A 261-nucleotide genomic window follows, 5' to 3' on the forward strand; every position below is an offset into this window, starting at 1 on the left:
GCGCCACGCGGACAGACCGCCCTCGTTCGATGCCCCGTCTGTCGATGTTGCTGGTGTAGACGGCGAGGATGGGATGCTCTGGGTGGGTCATTGTCACGGTGTCTGCAATGAACACGTAGGACAGGCTCGAGTCGTAGATCTCACTCAACAGATCCTCAACCGTGATTGAGTTCCAGATTGGTTCGTTGACCAGGATGAGGTTGGCGGTGAAGCCATCCGGCGAGCTCGGGGCCTGGACTGCGGTGGCGACATCAGCCCAGG

General features: G+C 60.2%; 1 protein-coding gene. It reads right to left on the reverse strand.

Annotation, left to right across the window (positions count from 1 at the left end; genetic code table 11):
* A partial coding sequence (locus SB754_RS21065) for a DUF6924 domain-containing protein (RefSeq protein ID WP_410784292.1) occupies positions 1-261 on the reverse strand: 261 nt, incomplete at both ends.

It is taken from the genome of Leifsonia sp. SIMBA_070 (assembly GCF_046534635.1).
Taxonomy (GTDB): Bacteria; Actinomycetota; Actinomycetes; order Actinomycetales; family Microbacteriaceae; genus Leifsonia.